Below are 16,013 nucleotides of genomic sequence, written 5' to 3'. Positions count from 1 at the left end.
ACTTCGACATCTTGGCCGAGGGGATGATCTGCACCTCGGTCCCGTCCTTGAGGAAGCCCTTGCCGTCCCGCAGCTCGACATCCTCGGGGTAGTGATAGACCGGGCGGCCCTCGGCGTTCTTGGTCTGGTAGATCGCGTGGGTCACCATGCCCTGGGTGAAGAGCGCGTCGAAGGGCTCGGACGACTTCTGGGGCAGGTGGCCGCAGATCTGCATCGCCCGGGCGAAGAAGCGCGAATAGAGCAGGTGCAGGATCGCGTGCTCGATGCCGCCGATGTACTGGTCGACGTTCATCCAGTACTCGGCCTCGGCCATCTCGATGGGCGTCTCGGCGCGGGGCGAGGTGAAGCGGGCGAAGTACCAGGACGAATCGACGAAGGTGTCCATGGTGTCCGTCTCGCGACGCGCGGGCTTGCCGCAGGCGGGGCAGGCACAGTCGCGCCAGGTCGGGTGGCGGTCCAGCGGGTTGCCGGGCACCGAGAAGTCGATCGGCTTGTCGCCCTCGTCATAGGGCAGCTGGATCGGCAGGTTCTCTTTCTTTTCGGGCACCACGCCGCAGTCGTCGCAATGGACGACGGGAATCGGGCAGCCCCAGTAGCGCTGACGGCTGAGGCCCCAGTCCCGCAGGCGGAACTTGGTCACGCCCTGGCCGATGCCCTTTTCCTCGGCAAGGGCGACGGCGGCGTCGATGGCCTCGTTGCCGGTCATGATGTCGTCGCCCGCGACCTTGCGGGTGAAGCGGACCTTCTCGGGCTTGGGCGGCACGTAGGCGCCCTTGGCGGGGTAGTCGCCCTCGACCGGCTCGAAGACCGGGGTGATCGGCAGGTCGTACTTGCTGGCGAACTCGTGGTCGCGCTCGTCGTGGGCCGGCACGCCGAAGATGGCGCCGGTGCCGTAGTCCATCAGGATGAAGTTGGCGATCCAGACCGGCAGTTTCCAGTCCGGGTCAAGCGGATGGGAGACGGTCAGCCCGGTGTCAAAGCCCAGCTTCTCGGCGGTCTCGATGGCCTCTTCGGTGGTGCCGCCCTTGCGCGCCTCGGCGCAGAAGGCCGCGACCTTCGCATCCTTCGCCTCAAGCGCCTTGGCCAGCGGATGATCGGGCGAGATGCCGACGAAGCTGGCGCCCATCAGGGTGTCGGGGCGCGTGGTATAGACCTCGATCTGCTCGAAACCCTCGGCGGGTGCGGTCAGATCCCAGCTGAACTGAAGGCCACGGCTCTTGCCGATCCAGTTGGCCTGCATGGTCTTCACCTTGGCGGGCCAGTTGTCGAGACCGTCGAGCGCAGAGAGCAGATCCTCGGAGAAGTCCGAGATCTTGAAGAACCACTGCGTCAGCTCCTTGCGCTCGACCAGCGCGCCCGAGCGCCAGCCGCGGCCGTCCTCGACCTGCTCGTTGGCCAGCACGGTCATGTCGACCGGGTCCCAGTTCACCACGGCGTTCTTGCGGTAGACCAGGCCTTTTTCCAGGAAGTCGAGGAACAGCGCCTGCTGCTGGCCGTAGTATTCCGGATCGCAGGTGGCGAACATGCGGCTCCAGTCGAGGCCAAAGCCAAGCGGCTTCATCTGCTCGACCATCGTGTCGATGTTGGAATAGGTCCAGTCCTTCGGGTGGCCGCCATTGGCCATGGCGGCGTTTTCCGCCGGCATCCCGAAGGCGTCGAAGCCCATGGGGTGCAGCACGTTATGCCCGGTGGAGAGCTTGTAGCGCGCGATCACGTCGCCCATCGTGTAGTTGCGCACATGGCCGATATGGATGCGCCCCGAGGGGTAGGGGAACATCTCCAGCACGTAGTACTTCGGCTTGTCGCCGTCGCGGCGGGCACGGAAGACCTGGGCGTCGTCCCAGGCCTTTTGCCATTTCGGTTCGATTTCGGCGGCGGAATAGCGCGACATTGCGGGCCCTCGGATGCGTCTGGCGTCTGGCGGGGTTGATATTGTGCCCGCGCCCAAGGGTCCAGCCCTTTGCGCGCAGGCGGCTTTTCAAGCTGCGGCGCGCGTGGTTCACTGGCGCGGTTCCCGGAGGCAGACCTTGAATATCCTTTTCATTCACCAGAACTTTCCCGGCCAGTTCAAGCATCTCTCCGTCGCGCTCTCGGCGCAGGGGCACCATGTCACGGCGCTGACGCTGAGGGTGAAGCAGGCGACCAGCTGGAAGGGCGTGCGGGTGCTGCCCTATGCGATCACGCGCAAGGGTGGCCAGCAGCTGCATCCCTGGATGCTGGACATGGACAGCAAGGTGACGCGCGGCGAGGCCTGCTACCGCGCCGCGATGCAGCTGAAAGAGCAGGGCTACCACCCGGATGTCATCATCGCTCATCACGGCTGGGGCGAATCGCTGTTCCTGCGCGATGTCTGGCCGCGCGCCCGGCTGGGCATCTACTGCGAGCTCTACCACCTCGCCGGCTACCCCCACCTGGGCTTCGACCCGGAATTCCAGTCGCCCCAGGCCGGCGCCGAGGCGCTGCGGATCCGCCTCAAGAACCTCAACAACCACATGCATTTCGACATCGCCCAGGCCGGGATCTCGCCCACCCTGTTCCAGGCCGAGACCTTCCCCCCCGCCTTCCGCGACCGGATCAGCGTCATCCATGACGGGATCGACACGGCGCAGGTGAAGGCGGATCCCGGGGTGCGCTTCCCCCTCGGAGACCGGGTGCTGACCCGCGAGGACGAGGTGGTGACCTTCGTCAACCGCAACCTCGAACCCTACCGCGGTTACCATATCTTCATGCGCGCCCTGCCGCGGCTGCTGCGGGAACGCCCGCAGGCGCAGATCCTGATCACCGGCGGCGACGGCACCTCCTACGGGGCGAAGCCGCCCGCCGGGAAGACCTGGAAGCAGATCTTCATCGACGAGGTGCGCGGCCAGATCCCCGATGAAGACTGGGCCCGGGTGCATTTCCTCGGCCGCATTCCCTATGACCGCTTCCTCGACATGCTCAGGCTGTCGCGCTGCCATGTCTACCTGACCTATCCCTTCGTCCTCTCCTGGTCGCTGCTGGAAGCCATGGCGACCGAGACCCCCATCGTCGCCTCCGACACCGCGCCGCTGCGCGAGGCGATCACCCATGATGTCACCGGGCGGCTGGTCGACTTCTTCGATCCCGCCGCGCTGGTGGATCAGGTCTGCGCCCTGCTTGACGATGCCCCGGCGCGCGCGCGCCTCGGCGCTGCCGCCCGCGATCACGTGCTGCAAACCTACGACCTGGAGAGCATCTGCCTGCCCCGGCAAATCGCCTGGGTCGAGGCGCTGGCCCAGCTTCCGGTGCCGGATCTCCCGGCCTGAGCGGGCCTGTCGATCCCTGCGGGATCGTGCCTCCGTTGCGAGTATTTGCGGCCATCGAATGGATGGAAGGGGCGCCTGTTCCCTATCCGATGGCTGAAAATACTGCGGGGGAGTCCGCGACAGCGGACGGGGGGCAGAGCCCCCTGCCTTTTTCATGTCGCCAAGCGGCGACGGGGGCAGAGCCCCCTGCCTTTTCATGTCGCCAAACGACGACGGGGGCAGAGCCCCCCGGCCCTGCCCCCGTCAGACGCGAGATATCTCAGCCAATCAGAAGTTGCGGTCGCCGACGCGCAACTGGCGGGCCCGGGTCAGGATCGCATCCTCGACCGCGCGCTGCGTGCCTTCTGCCACCGGTGCTCCGCCGCTGGTCTGGATCGAGACGTTCAGCGACCGCGCCTCAAGCGCCGGGTCCGAGATGTAGACCGTGGCCCGATAGGCGCGACCGCCGCCCGGAGGCGTGCCGTAGCCGAAGGTGATGACGCCGGTGAAGGGGTCGATGGTTTCGACCGGCAGGAAATTCAGCACTTCTAGGGAGGCGTTCCAGAGGTAGCGGTTCACCGCGACCTTGGTTCCGTCATCCCTCTGGTTGAAGAGATCCCAGATCGTTTCGCGCTGCTTCAGCTCTTCCGAGGGGGTCGGGCCGCGCTCTGCATTGTTGCCGCAGGCCGCAAGGCCCAGAAGGCCGGCCACGGCCGCACCGCGGGCGATCGTTCGGATTGCGCGAGAAGAGATCATGCTTCGGCCCCGTACTGATTGGTCCCCACCGATCTACCGAAGCCATCCCTTCGGGGCAAGCGCCTTTCAGACGCGGGTTTTCCCGCCCGCGGGGCGCCGCGCAGGGGGAAAGCCTTTCCCTTGAACGGCTGGTGGCGGCTCACTGTGGCAGAGTTGCACCAATTCAGGCTGGGGATATCTGCCCGCCGGTCGGTCCGCTTGCCAAGGCGGCGCAAAAAGAGCGAAAGACCTTGGCATACCCAATGCGGATTCTCCGTTTTGGGGCAGACTGAGAAACCGAGGGAAACACATGAAAAAGATTCTCTTTGCAACGACCGCCCTGGTCGTGACCGCTGGCGCCGCTGCCGCTGACATCACCCTGTCCGGCTCCGCCAACATGGGCGTCAAGTACCAGGAAGGCCGCGCCGCTGGCGAAACCTTCCTGTACAACGAACTGGACTTCGGCATCAACGCGTCGTCGACCACCGATTCCGGCATCGAATTCGGCGCCTCGATCGACCTCGACGCGTCCATGACCGACGATACCGCCACCCAGGACCCGGGCTCCTTCGACCCCGAAGTTTACATCTCCTCGGGCGGCCTGACCCTGACCGTCGGCACCGTTGACCCGGCCACCGATCCCTTCGGCATCGGCGACATCGGCTTCGACGGCATCGGCATCGACGATGTGGGCGAGAAAATCGGCGGCACCGGCGTCAAAGGCAACGCCAACGTCATCGTCGAATACACCATGGGTGACTACAGCTTCGCTGCGTCGGCTGACGGCAACAGCGGCGACGACTGGGCGATCGCCTTCATGGGCTCCTTCTCGGGCCTGGACTTCGGCATCGGCTACAACGAAGCTGCCGTTCTCGGCACCACCGTTGACGCAACCTGGCTCGACCTGTCCTACGGCTTCGGCGACGTGACCGTTGGCGCCTTCTACCTGCACGCAGACGCTGCTGGTGGCGGTGAAGCCGACAACTACGGCTTCGAAGCTGCCTACACCGCAGGCGACCTGACCGTTAACTTCGCCTACTCCTACGACGACTCGACCGACGCAGACGCATACGGCGTCGGCGCTTCCTACAACCTGGGCTCCGGCCTGGCCGTTGCTGGTGGCGTGGGCGATGTCGACGGCACCACCGTTGCCGACTTCGGCGTGACCATGTCCTTCTAATAGACCCTACGGTCTATCGGAATTGGGAAGGGCGAGCCTCGGGCTCGCCCTTTCTGCTTTTGCGGCCCTTCCCTTTTCCGCCCCGCTGATGTTCCTTGGCGGCGCAGCAGACGGAGGCCCCCATGTCCCTATCCGAGATCACCGCGCGTATCGCCAAGGCCTGTGACGCCGCCGGGCGCGATGCCGCCAGCGTCAGGCTGATTGCCGTGTCCAAGGTTCAGCCGCCCGAGCGTGTCCGCGCCGTGCTGGACGAGGGGCACCGGATCTTCGGCGAGAATCGCGTGCAGGAGGCGGCCTCGAAATGGCCCGGCTTCCGCGAGGCCTACGAGGGTGTCGAGCTGCACATCATCGGCCCGCTGCAATCCAACAAGGTACGCCAGGCGATGGAGCTGTCGCAGGCCATCCATTCCGTCGACCGCCCGAAGATCGCCGAGACCATCGCCCGCATCGCTGATGAAACCGGCGCCTGCCCGCAGCTTTTCCTTCAGGTGAACACCGGCGAAGAGCCGCAGAAGGCCGGGGTGCTGCCCGCCGAGGCCGATGCCTTCGTCGCCCGCTGCCGCGCGCTGTCCCTGCCGGTGGCCGGGCTGATGTGCATCCCCCCGGTCGAGGAAGAAGCCAGCCTGCATTTCGCCCTGCTGGCCAAGATCGCCGCCCGCAACGGGCTTGAAGGCCTGTCGATGGGCATGTCGGGCGATTTCGAGAAGGCGATCAGCTTTGGTGCCACCCATGTGCGCGTCGGCTCGGCCATCTTCGGTCAGCGCGAGACAATCTGAGAGATCATGGAACCGGGGCCGTCGGGGGTCCGTTGGGGCGGTACGGGCGACAGTGAGTGCCCGGTTCAACCCACCGCAAGACCCGACGGAGGACGCGATGAATATCGAACGGCCCATGGCGGAGCCTGCCGAAGCCACAGCCACCGATCTCTACCCTACCCGACTGCCCGACAGGGAAATGGTGATGCATCGCACCGACCCGGTGCTGTGGTCCGACTGGACCCCCGATGCCCCGATCTCTCGCGATGAGGCGGAGCACTACCGCGACAATGGCTACCTGGTGCGCCGGGATGTCTTCAGCCAGGACGAGGTGCGGCTTCTGATGCGCGCCTCGCAGGAGCTGCGCGAGGATCATGGCCGTATCCGTGCCGAGGATCTGGTGACCGAGCCCGACAGCGATGCGGTGCGCACCATCTTCCGCCTGGATCAGCACTCGGATCTCTTTGCGCGCCTTGCGGCCGACGAACGGCTGGCCGGGGTGGCGCAGTTCCTGCTGGACGATGCCGTCTACCTTCACCAGAGCCGGCTGAACTACAAGCCGGGGTTCACCGGCAAGGAATTTTATTGGCACTCGGATTTCGAGACCTGGCACGCCGAGGACGGGATGCCACACATGCGCGCCGTCTCCGCTTCGGTGCTGCTGACGGACAACGGCAGCCAGAACGGCCCGCTGATGCTGGTGCCGGGCTCTCAGAATCGATTTGTCGCCTGCCGGGGCACGACGCCCGAGGACAATCACCGGAGCAGCCTGAAGAAGCAGGAGATCGGTGTGCCGCAGCCCGAGACCATCGACGCGCTGGTGCGCGAACTGGGTCTTGACGTAGCGACCGGCCCGGCGGGGACGATCCTGTTTTTCGACTGCAACACGCTGCACGCCTCGAACGGCAATATCACGCCCTTCCCGCGGTCGAATGCCTTCTACGTGTTCAACGCGGTCAGCAACCGGGTGGCCGAACCCTTCGCCGCCCCGCGCAAGCGCCCGGCCTACCTGGCCGACCGTGGCGAAGCGCAGGCGATCGACGTGCAGCGTGGCGATCTGACCCGCGCCCGGGACTGAGCGCGGCGCCAGGTCCGGCTCGCGGGACTGGCCCCCAGGTCTGGCCCGCGCCTCAGGCCAGGGCGGGCACGTCGATCAGGCTGCCGGGGGGCAGGCGCAGGGCCAGGGCGTGCAGGTGGTCGCGGCGCAGCGCCAGGCAACCCTCGGTGGGGAAGCGCGGGCGGCGCCACTGGTGCAGGAAGATCGCCGAGCCCCGACCCGGGGTGGCCGCCGGCCAGTTCCAGTCCAGCACGAAGACCAGGTCATAGAGCGGATCGGCGCGGCGCAGTTTCTCGTGGCTGGCGGCGAGGGGGGCACGGCAATGGTGATTGTACGCCGGGTGGTCCGGGGCGTCGCACCAGAGGTCGCGCGGGCCGATGGCGCGGGCCCAGGGCGCGGGTTTCGCCATGCGGTCGGGCCGATACCACAGCTCTGCGATCCGCAGCGGGGCGACGGGGGTGGCGCCGTCGCCTTCGCGCTTGTCACGGGTGAGGCCGCCGCGCCCGATGGCGCAGGGGAAAAGGGCCTGGCCCAGGCGCAGGCCCTGCGGGGTGAGTCTGGCCTTCACAGCATGTGGCCCGATTTCGCCGCCTTGGTCGCCAGGTAGCCGCGGTTGAAGTCGGTTTCGCCCACCTTCAGCGGCACCCTCTCGATCACCTCGATGCCGTTGCGACGCATCATCTCGATCTTGGCGGGGTTGTTGGTCATCAGCCGGACGGCGCGAAAGCCCATGCGTTGCAGCAGTTCGGCGCCGAGGCGGAAATCGCGCTCGTCATCCTCGAAGCCGAGGCGGTGGTTGGCCTCGACCGTGTCGAAGCCCTGATCCTGCAGCGAATAGGCGCGCATCTTGTTGGCCAGGCCGATGCCGCGCCCCTCCTGGTTGAGGTAGAGCAGCACGCCCGCGCCTTCGTGCCCCATCTGGCCGAGGGCGCCGCTCAGCTGCGGGCCGCAGTCGCATTTCAGCGAGCCAAGGACGTCGCCGGTGAAACAGGCCGAATGCAGCCGGGCAAGGACGGGGGCGTCGCGGTCGGGGCGGCCGATCTCGACGGCGTAGTGCTCTTCTCCGCCGTCGGCGGGCCGGAAGACATGCAGCCGCCCGGCCTCCGAGGCCGCCATGGGCAGGCGGGCCGAGACCACCGAGGCCATCGGGCTGGGCCGGTCGATATGCAGCGCCGCCTCGCCGGCGGGCAGCAGCGTCAGGTTTTCGGCGCGGGCGAAGGCCTCGGGGTGGTCAAGCGGCAGCAGCAGCATGGCGGGCAGCAGGCGGGCGCTTTTCGCCAGCTTCAGCGCCAGGCGGTGCAGCGTGGCGTCGCCAGAACGCAGGGCCATCAGCGGGCCCTTCATCGGGTGGCGCAGGTCGTCGGCGGGATCGGCCAGGGCGCGCACCCATTGCGGGGTGGCATCGGTGGGCAGCGGCAGTCGCGCCAGGTCGCCGTCGTAAGGGCGGGCCTTCAACGTCTCGGCGCGGCGCGCGGTCAGCGCCAGCTCGGCGGTGCCGGGCAGCTTCAGCAGGTCGTCCAGCCGGGCGGGGGTCAGTGTCTCGGCGGCCATCAGCAGGGCGCCGCCGCCATGTTCGGCCAGCACCACGGGCACGCCCATGCGCAGGTCGCTGCGGGCGCGGCCCAGGCGTTCGGGAATGTCAGGGGCGAGACTCATGGCTCTGTTCCTCGGCGGCTCGACCTGTCCTAGCCCGGAGGGGCGGGATTTGAAACAATCCCCGCGTGGGGGACACGACAGCGTGAGATTATTGCAGCAAATCTTGCCCTTCGGAAGATGCGGGCGCATCTGCCAGTGAAATCAGACCCCTAACGCTGCGGAGGCCGCCATGGCGCAACTGAAGAAGATCCTGCTGGTCGATGACGACGACGATCTGCGCGAAGCGCTGAGCGAGCAGCTTGTGATGACCGAGGACTTCGACGTCTTCGAGGCGGGCTCGGGCGCGGAGGCGACGCAGAAGGTCAAGGAAGGTCTCTTCGACCTGGTGATCCTGGACGTGGGCCTGCCCGATACCGATGGCCGCGAGCTGTGCCGCCTGCTGCGCAAGCAGGGGCTGAAGAGCCCGGTGCTGATGCTGACGGGGCATGATTCGGACGCCGATACGATCCTGGGGCTGGACAGCGGCGCCAATGATTACGTCACCAAGCCGTTCAAGTTCCCGGTCCTGCTGGCCCGCATCCGCGCGCAACTGCGCCAGCACGAGCAGAGCGAGGATGCGATCTTTCAGCTGGGGCCGTATTCCTTCCGCCCGGCGATGAAGCTTCTGGTCACCGAGGATGACAAGAAGATCCGCCTGACCGAGAAGGAGACCAATATCCTGAAGTTCCTCTACCGCTCGACCGAGGGCGTGGTGCCGCGCGACGTCCTGCTGCACGAGGTCTGGGGCTACAACGCCGGGGTCACGACCCATACGCTGGAGACCCACATCTATCGCCTGCGCCAGAAGATCGAGCCCGACCCCTCGAATGCCCGCCTTCTGGTCACCGAAAGCGGCGGATATCGGCTGGTCGCCTGAGATGAAGGGCGAAGTTCCGGTATTCCGGACTTTCGCATGTGGAATCGGGACATTAGGTACAGTTCAGGTTCCATGGAACCATCCCGCGCATGTCCGGGTTTGATATGCACCTCCCTGTTGGACTGGCCCGGGCTTTGACCCGGGCCTTTTTTTGTGCCGGGCCTGGTTTGGTTCGGCCGTGTGTCAGCCCGGGTGCGTGATTGCCTGGCTGCCTGACCGCTGCGCGTTCCTCGGCTGGCCATTCGCCTGGTCGAAGAGCGCCCCGAGAGGGCAGGTGTCCGGTGGGGATGGGGCTGTAGCGGCCTGTCTGCGGTGACCTGTCCGAGTTTTCGCCGGGCTGGCGAGCCATCCCGGGGGAGCCCGGGCGATGCTCCGAAGAGCCCGGTTCGGTTGGGCCTGCCCCTGGGTCAGCCTCGTCAGAACTCGCTCCATTCGTCGCTGGGAGGCGCTGCCGGCGCGTTCACGGCCTGGGCTCTGGGCCTGGGGGGCGCGGGGGCGAAGATGCCCATGCTGCCGTCACCAAAGCTCTGATCCTCGCCGGTCTGGAAGCGCAGCATGAGGGTCGACAGCTCTTCCGCCTCTCGGTTGAGGGCGGATGAGGCGGCGTTGGTTTCCTCGAACATGGCGGCGTTCTGCTGGGTGACCTGGTCCAGTTCCTTCATCGTCTGGTCGATCAGCGCGATCGACCCGGACTGCTCATTCGCCGAAGAGGCGATCTGCGAGACGAGTTCCGCGACGCCCGAGACAGCCTCGGCGATGCTCTTCAGCGCATGGCCCGTCTCGTTCACCAGGGTGACGCCGCTTTTCACGTGTTCGGAGGATTTCTGGATCAGCTCCGAGATCTCCCGGGCAGAGGTCGAGGAACGGGCCGCAAGGGCCCGCACTTCGGTTGCGACGACCGAGAAACCGCGCCCGGCCTCGCCGGCCCGCGCGGCCTCGACCCCCGCGTTGAGGGCCAGAAGGTTGGTCTGGAAGGCGATGTCCTCGATCACCTGGATGATCTTGTGGATCTCCGAGGAAGAGCTTTCGATGGCCGCCATGGCGTTGACCGTGCGGCGCACCACCTCGTCCGAGGCGGCAGAGCGCGACTGGGCCTCGTCCGCGACATCGGAGGCGCTGCGCGCGGCCTCGGCGGTCGAACGGACGTTCTGGTTGATCTCCTGGATGGCGTTGGCCGTCTCTTGCAGCGAGGCGGCCTGACGTTCGGTGCGCTGCGCCAGGTTGTTCGAGGCATTGGCGATCGAATCGGCATCTTCGGAGACGGCGCGGGCGTTGCGGATCACCTGCTGGACGGTGCCGCGCAGCTCTTCGATGGCATGGTTGAAGTTCTGCCGCAGGGTGTCATAGGCCGGATCGAATTGGCTGTCGATCGACACCGAGAGATCCCGTCGCGCCAGTCGGGTCAGCGCATCGCCCAACTGGGCAACGACCTGATCCTGCACGCTTGAGGCCTGACCTTGCAGGGTCTTTTCCCGCGCCGCCGCCTCGGCCGAGAGGCGTTTGGCGGTTTCGACATGCTGGTCGAGCAGGTGCCGCTGCCGGATCGCCGAATAGAGCACAAGCGCCTCGAGGCCGACGATGGCGCCATGCAGCAGCGTCCGCTCGATGTTCGCGAAGAGGTCCGTGGTGGGGTAGATCAGGGCTGGTAGAGTGGCGGACAGCGCGAGGTGATGCAGGGCGATGGCGCCGGCGGCGATCAGGATCGCCCGCGCGTCCGAGAGGTACATCACCACGGCCAGGAGCGCGAAGAACAGCATATGCGCGTCAAGTTGCCAGGGGTGGCCGGCAAAGGCTGCGGTAAAGGCCATTGCCTGTCCGACCAGCCCCAGGGCGACCAGCGCACGCCCGTTGCGGCCGCCCGTCATGTTGCCCCAGACGGCCAGGGCGGCGACAGCGATGGCGAAAAGGGTGACCGGCAGCACCTGGTTGCCTGTCAGCAGCGCGGCGAGGGGCGACAGGACCACGAGTGCGACGGCAAGCTGCATCAGCCGTGTCGTGGCCCTGCTGCGCGCTTCGAGGAATTCCTGGGGTTGCGTGACGGTCTCGGTCATCCGGTTACTCCGCAGAGGGCTGCTATGGCGCGTCCGTCAAGGACGAGGAAGGGGCCCTGGGCCCTGAGGCGGGCGCTGAAATCGGGCCGGTCGGCCTGCGCCAGGGTGCCCATGGCGGCAATGCGCGTGCCCAGGCCCCGCCCGCCGGCGGCGCGGATCGGCGCTTCGCGGTCGGCCCAGGGAGGGGAGAGCACCAGCACAAGGCCATGGGTCGCAGGTGGCAGGGACGCGACCGTCAGCACCGGCCCCGATAGGACCAGCCCCATGGCGATCAGGAAAATCGACAGATTCTGCACGTCTCGGCCTCCTTGCCGAGACAGGCTTTAGGCCCATACCCTTGCTGCCCCGTTAAAGCGGCAATTGTCCGGTTCCCGTCATGCGACGGCAGAGAGGTCAGCCTCCGAGGATCGAGACCCGTCCCAGGTCCAGGGCGCGCCCGCCGTCGGAGCGGAAGACATGCAGCCCGTCCATGGCCCCCCTGAAGCTGAAGCAGAGCGAGGCATGGGTGGTCCAGCAGAGCAGCCCGCCCTCCTGCAGTTGCCAGGTGCCGCTGGCCTCCTACGGCCCCGCTGCACCCTGGCTGGCGCTGAACAGGGTGCCGTCGGGCAGGAAGATCATCCGGCTGGTGCCGCCCGTGTTGCTCCAGCTCAGCTCATGGCCGATCAGGGTCTGGCGGATATCGGCAGAGGTCAGGGTATATCCCGGCGCGTAGCCGCCCGGATAGGGGGCGATCTGCGGGGTCCCGGGCCCGGGAGTGGAGACGGGCGCAGCCGGGGCAGCGGCGACGGGATCGGGGCAGAGATCCCCGAGCGCGGTGATGGCCCGGCGCGAGCCGGCGAGGCTCAGCGCATGGGTCACCGCCCCGGCGCCTTCGCCCAGCACCAGCCTCGCCGTCAGACCCTGGGCCAGCCGGGCCAGCAGCAGCCCGTGCGCCTTGCGGTCGAAGCTGCCGGTGTAGCTCTGCTGCCTTTCCGGCCCGGGGCGATGCGCCAGGTGCAGGACCTGCGGCGTGCCCCGATCGACCGAGATCGCGACCGGCAGCTCTGTGTCCCCGAGGGCGGTGCCGCGGTAGGTGACGGCCCAGTCCATCGCGGTGCCGGGGTGCGGACAGGTCAGCGAGAGGCAGAAGAACGCCGCCTCTCCGTGCCGGGGCAGGGGGCAGCTTTCGACCCCGCGCGGGCCGGGGCCCTCAAGCACCTGCCAGTCCTGTGCCCTGACAGCGCCCGCCGACAGCCCGGCGTGGAAAAGGAACATCAGGAGAACAAAAACAGCGCCTCTCATGGCCGGATCGCTTTCAATAGGGCAAATGCAATGCTAGGCCGAGGCTAAGCGGCACATCCTGAACGAGGCAAGTGAAAGAAAATGTCATTTACCCTGGCCACCTGGAACATCAATTCCGTCCGCCTGCGCGAAGCGCTGGTCTGTCAGCTGATGCAGGAGGAGGCGCCCGACGTGCTCTGCCTGCAGGAATGCAAGTCCCCGGTCGACAAGATCCCGATGGAGCAGTTCCACGCCCTCGGCTACACCCACATGGTGGCGCGCGGGCAGAAGGGCTACAACGGCGTGGCGATCCTGTCGAAGATGCCCATCGAAGAGGTGGGCGCGATGGATTTCGCCGGTCTCGGCCATGCCCGCCACATCGCCGGGCGGCTGGAGAACGGGGTGACCGTGCACAACTTCTACGTCCCGGCGGGCGGCGACAAGCCGGACCGCACGATCAACGAGAAGTTCGGCCAGAAGCTGGATTACCTGACCGAGATGCGCGACTGGTTCCGCGCCGAGCGTCCCGAGAAGGCGATCCTTGTCGGCGATCTCAACATCGCCCCGCGCGAGGATGACGTCTGGGATCACAAGAAGCTGCTGAAGATCGTCAGCCATACGCCGGTCGAGGTCCAGCACCTTGCCGAGACGCAGGAGGCCGGCGGCTGGGTCGACATCACCCGGCAGGACATCCCCGAAGGGCGGCTCTATTCCTGGTGGTCCTACCGCTCGCCCGACTGGGACGCGGCGGACAAGGGGCGGCGGCTGGATCACGTCTGGGCAACGCCGGACATCTCGAACGCCGGCCACGGCTCGCGCGTGCTGCGCGCGGCGCGGGGCTGGGAGCAACCCAGCGACCACGCGCCGGTCTTCGCCAGCTTCGATCTCTGACCGGCTCCGGCGTCTGGCCCGTTTGGGGGTCTGGCCCCGCCGGCAGCTTGTCTCCTGGCGGGAAAGCCACAGTCGCCGCCGTATGTGACCCTCCGGCCCGATAGGGCTTCTGGACGACGAGAGGCTGCACCTAGGCTCTTGCCCATTCTCGGCGGGGGCCAGCGCCGCCCGCCTGTCCAGACTTTACGGAGGAAATTTCATGCCCATCCAAGAGGGCGCGAAGCCCAAGTCGGCCCTGGGGCTGTCGCTGCTGGCCATTGTCCTGGGGGGTGTCGGGGTGGTGATCGAACAGCTGGCGGCGGCCTATGTGCCCTTCCTGGTGATCATCGCGATCAGCTTCTGCATGGGGCTCATGTTCCTGCTCTGCATGGCCTACAGCGCCCTGCCGATGCCGCGCGCGCGCCGCCTGCCGGTGGCGGTGCTGGGCGGGGTGATCAACCTGCTGGTCGCCCTGCTGGTCTGGCTGACGATCCGGCTGGGCCTGGACACCGCGCTCGAGACGCTGGCCGGTGGCCCCGGCGCGGTCTGGGAGATGATGCAGTTCCTCTCGACCATGGTCGGTTTTACCTTCAAGGGCGAGGATTTTACCGGGGAGTTCCTGCTCTATGCCATCTGGCTGCCCGAGCTGGCGCTGATCTTTCTGGCGCCGGTCCTGATGTCGCGGCTGGAGCTGAACGATCTGCACTAGGCCAGCAGCAGCACCCACCCCGAGAACGCCACGGCGAGGATCGCCACATAGGCGCCGTTCCAGCCGAAGCTGACGTCATGCGCCTGGGTATCGCCCAGGCGCGCCGTCATCATCACCGAGGCGGTGAACGGAGAGGTCACCCCCGCCAGCGCCCAGCCCGCGGTCAGCGAGATGACCATCGGCGTGGCGGTTATGCCCAGTTCGGCCGGGGCGGGCAGCAGCGGACCGAAGAGCGAGACGAAGAGGATCGGGTTCATCCCGATCTGTCCGCCCAGGGGGATCAGCCAGATCGGCAGGACCAGCAGCAGCCAGAGCGGCAGCGCGCCAAGGTCCAGCCCGGTGGCGGCGATCAGCGGCGCCAGCAGGGTGCCCGCACCGGTGCCGAGGAAGCCGGCCATGGTCAGTAGCACGATCTCCGAGCGGAAGGCCGGCAACTCACGGAAGACGAAGGCGCCCGCATGGGCACCGAGATAGCGCGTGCGGCCCCGTGCCGGCCCCATGCGGAACAGCCAGAGCGCGGCGACGAGGGGCACCACCAGCAGCACGATCCGCGAGGCCGGCAGGCCGGTGGCGAAATGCAGCAGGGTGACGGGCAGCGCGATGCACAGCAGCAGGGTGCCGACCGGCAGCAGCGTCGCGGCGCCGCCGATAGTCGCCGGGTCGGCGCGGGTCGGCACCTGGCCGGGGCGCAGCTGCGGCTTGAAGGCCCGGTCCAGCCCCCAGCCCACGCCGGTCATCAGCGCCGCCGAGACCAGCGCCGGCAGCACCACGCTGCCCCAGGTCGCCCCCGGCACCACGGTGGTCGAGATCACCACGGCCAGCGCCAGCGGCGACCAGCAGAGGCTGGCGCCGAAGCCGCGCTGCACCGCCAGCAGCATGCGCCGGGTGCGGATGCGGGCGATGTCCGGGTCCGGCTCGTTGCGCGCCGAGCTGCGGGCCATGGTGCCCAGCAGGGAGATCGCGCCGTAGTTCAGCACCAGCGCGAAGACCTGCGCGCCGAGGGTCAGCGCCGTGTAGCGCCGTCCCGGCGGTTGCTGGGCCAGGTAGACCGCCGCGCGGGTGATGCTGTCGGACAGCTCGGCGGCATGGCGCAGGGTGGCGAGGGCGCAGAAGAAGGCCAGGATGAAGCTGCCCTGGGTCAGCGCGCGCGACAGCACCTCTCCGGCATGGGGGGCGGCCAGGACGGCGTAGAGGCTGAGCGCTGCCGCCAGGGCGACGAAGACCTGCCGCGAGGCGCGCACCGTCGGTGTCAGCCAGAGCACCGCCGCGAGGGTGGCGAATTCGGCCAGGCCGCCGGTCCAGCTCCAGCCGGTGAAGGCGTTCAGGATGACTCCCGCCACGGCGGCGCAGAGCAGCGTTCCGGTGATCCGGTCGTGGCCGGGCGAGGCGGGCAGTTCGGAGAGTCTGGGACGCATGGCGGGCCTTTCGCCGACCAGATAGCCCTGCCGCGGTGGCCGGCGCAAGGCGCTGCGTCGCCGCCGAGTCGCGCCACGGGGCACCCTGAACGGGCAAAGCGACGCCCGAGGCGCAGCGGGGCCGCAGAGGCTCTGGTGTCGCGCCGCGTTCCGTGCTTCGCTGGCAGCACGACGGCCTGCCCGCTCTTGCCTGCCGTTCCCCTGTC

Annotated in this window: 15 protein-coding genes; 7 read left to right on the top strand and 8 right to left on the bottom strand. The window is 67.6% G+C overall.

The genetic code is table 11. The annotated features are described in order from the left end of the window. The coding region (leuS, locus tag OS124_RS0117865; protein ID WP_010141230.1) for a leucine--tRNA ligase at positions 1-1,891 on the bottom strand (1,891 nt) is incomplete at its 3' end. Positions 1,892-2,027: 136 nt separating this feature from the next. Between leuS and OS124_RS0117860 the strand changes: the two genes are divergently transcribed. Continuing rightward, positions 2,028-3,284, top strand: coding sequence for a glycosyltransferase (locus OS124_RS0117860; RefSeq protein WP_010141229.1), 1,257 nt, complete (start codon positions 2,028-2,030; stop codon positions 3,282-3,284). A 267-nt stretch (positions 3,285-3,551) separates the two neighbouring features. Here the strand turns inward: OS124_RS0117860 and OS124_RS0117855 are convergent, their stop codons facing one another. After that, complete coding sequence (locus tag OS124_RS0117855) at positions 3,552-4,019, bottom strand: DUF3576 domain-containing protein (RefSeq protein WP_010141228.1); 468 nt, start codon at positions 4,017-4,019, stop codon at positions 3,552-3,554. 289 nt (positions 4,020-4,308) lie between these two features. Here OS124_RS0117855 and OS124_RS0117850 point away from each other — a divergent pair, with 289 nt between their 5' ends. The 3 genes from OS124_RS0117850 (at position 4,309) to thpD (ending at position 7,011) form a co-directional block, all read left to right on the top strand. Continuing rightward, positions 4,309-5,178: a porin gene (locus OS124_RS0117850; RefSeq protein WP_010141227.1), complete on the top strand. Its 870-nt coding sequence runs from the start codon at positions 4,309-4,311 to the stop codon at positions 5,176-5,178. A 122-nt stretch (positions 5,179-5,300) separates the two neighbouring features. After that, positions 5,301-5,954, top strand: coding sequence for a YggS family pyridoxal phosphate-dependent enzyme (locus OS124_RS0117845; RefSeq protein WP_010141226.1), 654 nt, complete (start codon positions 5,301-5,303; stop codon positions 5,952-5,954). 97 nt (positions 5,955-6,051) lie between these two features. Further along, entirely contained in the window at positions 6,052-7,011 is a 960-nt protein-coding gene (thpD, locus tag OS124_RS0117840; protein WP_010141225.1) for an ectoine hydroxylase, read from the top strand. A 52-nt stretch (positions 7,012-7,063) separates the two neighbouring features. On the opposite strand, the gene OS124_RS0117835 is transcribed toward thpD, so the two are convergent. Together OS124_RS0117835 and ribA are read right to left on the bottom strand one after the other, a co-directional pair. Further along, positions 7,064-7,558 (bottom strand): L,D-transpeptidase family protein, encoded by a 495-nt coding sequence (locus OS124_RS0117835; RefSeq protein ID WP_010141224.1) that lies wholly within the window; start codon positions 7,556-7,558, stop codon positions 7,064-7,066. Continuing rightward, positions 7,555-8,646, bottom strand: a complete 1,092-nt coding sequence (gene ribA / locus OS124_RS0117830; protein ID WP_010141222.1) for a GTP cyclohydrolase II — start codon at positions 8,644-8,646, stop codon at positions 7,555-7,557. Before ribA ends, OS124_RS0117835 begins: the two co-directional genes overlap by 4 nt. Before the next feature lie 169 nt (positions 8,647-8,815). Between ribA and OS124_RS0117825 the strand changes: the two genes are divergently transcribed. Next, the gene (locus tag OS124_RS0117825) at positions 8,816-9,502 is read left to right on the top strand and encodes a response regulator transcription factor (RefSeq protein ID WP_010141221.1); all 687 of its coding nucleotides are present in this window, start codon (positions 8,816-8,818) and stop codon (positions 9,500-9,502) included. A gap of 416 nt (positions 9,503-9,918) precedes the next feature. Here OS124_RS0117825 and OS124_RS25160 read toward each other — a convergent pair whose 3' ends face one another. The 3 genes from OS124_RS25160 to OS124_RS0117810 all read right to left on the bottom strand — a co-directional run bounded on the left by OS124_RS25160 (position 9,919) and on the right by OS124_RS0117810 (position 12,807). Beyond that, complete coding sequence (locus OS124_RS25160) at positions 9,919-11,553, bottom strand: methyl-accepting chemotaxis protein (RefSeq protein WP_010141220.1); 1,635 nt, start codon at positions 11,551-11,553, stop codon at positions 9,919-9,921. Then, on the bottom strand, positions 11,550-11,849 hold the full coding sequence (locus OS124_RS0117815) for a hypothetical protein (RefSeq protein WP_010141219.1): 300 nt from the start codon (positions 11,847-11,849) through the stop codon (positions 11,550-11,552). The genes OS124_RS25160 and OS124_RS0117815 overlap by 4 nt, the downstream gene beginning before the upstream one ends. A gap of 262 nt (positions 11,850-12,111) precedes the next feature. Further along, positions 12,112-12,807, bottom strand: coding sequence for a hypothetical protein (locus OS124_RS0117810; protein ID WP_010141218.1), 696 nt, complete (start codon positions 12,805-12,807; stop codon positions 12,112-12,114). A gap of 108 nt (positions 12,808-12,915) precedes the next feature. On the opposite strand from OS124_RS0117810, the gene OS124_RS0117805 reads away from it, so the two are divergent. Beyond that, entirely contained in the window at positions 12,916-13,704 is a 789-nt protein-coding gene (locus OS124_RS0117805; protein WP_010141217.1) for an exodeoxyribonuclease III, read from the top strand. 199 nt (positions 13,705-13,903) lie between these two features. Continuing rightward, a complete protein-coding gene (locus OS124_RS0117800) occupies positions 13,904-14,392 on the top strand; it encodes a hypothetical protein (protein ID WP_010141216.1) in 489 nt (162 codons plus the stop codon). Here OS124_RS0117800 and OS124_RS0117795 read toward each other — a convergent pair. Next, a complete protein-coding gene (locus OS124_RS0117795; protein WP_010141215.1) occupies positions 14,389-15,807 on the bottom strand; it encodes a hypothetical protein in 1,419 nt (472 codons plus the stop codon). The two genes, OS124_RS0117800 and OS124_RS0117795, sit on opposite strands and share 4 nt — an antisense overlap. Positions 15,808-16,013: the final 206 nt, after the last annotated feature.

This window comes from Oceanicola sp. S124 (genome assembly GCF_000220565.1).
GTDB lineage: Bacteria > Pseudomonadota > Alphaproteobacteria > Rhodobacterales > Rhodobacteraceae > Pseudooceanicola.
This window is presented reverse-complemented; position numbering and strand designations above follow the sequence as displayed.

Coding starts and splice junctions, on each gene's coding strand:
- OS124_RS0117855 (WP_010141228.1), bottom strand. CDS start 4,019: ATGATCTCTTCTCGCGCAATCCGAACGATCGCCCGCGGTGCGGCCGTG.
- OS124_RS0117850 (WP_010141227.1), top strand. CDS start 4,309: ATGAAAAAGATTCTCTTTGCAACGACCGCCCTGGTCGTGACCGCTGGC.
- OS124_RS0117845 (WP_010141226.1), top strand. CDS start 5,301: ATGTCCCTATCCGAGATCACCGCGCGTATCGCCAAGGCCTGTGACGCC.
- thpD (WP_010141225.1), top strand. CDS start 6,052: ATGAATATCGAACGGCCCATGGCGGAGCCTGCCGAAGCCACAGCCACC.
- ribA (WP_010141222.1), bottom strand. CDS start 8,646: ATGAGTCTCGCCCCTGACATTCCCGAACGCCTGGGCCGCGCCCGCAGC.
- OS124_RS0117825 (WP_010141221.1), top strand. CDS start 8,816: ATGGCGCAACTGAAGAAGATCCTGCTGGTCGATGACGACGACGATCTG.
- OS124_RS25160 (WP_010141220.1), bottom strand. CDS start 11,553: ATGACCGAGACCGTCACGCAACCCCAGGAATTCCTCGAAGCGCGCAGC.
- OS124_RS0117810 (WP_010141218.1), bottom strand. CDS start 12,807: ATGTTCCTTTTCCACGCCGGGCTGTCGGCGGGCGCTGTCAGGGCACAG.
- OS124_RS0117805 (WP_010141217.1), top strand. CDS start 12,916: ATGTCATTTACCCTGGCCACCTGGAACATCAATTCCGTCCGCCTGCGC.
- OS124_RS0117800 (WP_010141216.1), top strand. CDS start 13,904: ATGCCCATCCAAGAGGGCGCGAAGCCCAAGTCGGCCCTGGGGCTGTCG.
- OS124_RS0117795 (WP_010141215.1), bottom strand. CDS start 15,807: ATGCGTCCCAGACTCTCCGAACTGCCCGCCTCGCCCGGCCACGACCGG.